Source organism: Rhodoplanes roseus (assembly GCF_003258865.1).
Classification (GTDB): Bacteria; Pseudomonadota; Alphaproteobacteria; order Rhizobiales; family Xanthobacteraceae; genus Rhodoplanes; species Rhodoplanes roseus.
On the sequence record NZ_NPEX01000691.1, the window covers coordinates 1 to 367 of the forward strand.

A 367-nucleotide genomic window follows, 5' to 3' on the forward strand; every position below is an offset into this window, starting at 1 on the left:
CCGTCGGAACGCCGCCCCAGCCCGTGAACTGAAGCACGACCGCGACGATCACGACGAAGGCGAGAGACAGGGGCAAGAACACCTTCCAACCAAGCCGCATCAACTGGTCGTAGCGGTAGCGCGGCACGATCGCCTTCACCATCGAAACCATGAAAAAGACGAAACACAGCTTTAAGGTGAACCAGACGACCCCGGGGATCCAGGTGAACGGCGCGAAGTCGAAGGGCGGCAGCCAACCGCCGAGGAACAGCGTCGTCATCAAGGCGCAGATGACCGTAATCGCCACATATTCCCCGAGCATGAACAGCATGTACGGGGTCGAAGAATATTCGACCATGAAGCCGGCGACGATCTCCGACTCACCTTC

1 protein-coding gene is annotated in these 367 nt (G+C 59.1%); it reads right to left on the reverse strand.

What is annotated here, in order from left to right; all coding sequences use genetic code 11:
* Positions 1-367 (reverse strand): NADH-quinone oxidoreductase subunit H (locus tag CH341_RS31995; RefSeq protein WP_210208718.1); only part of this gene is annotated, 367 nt, incomplete at both ends.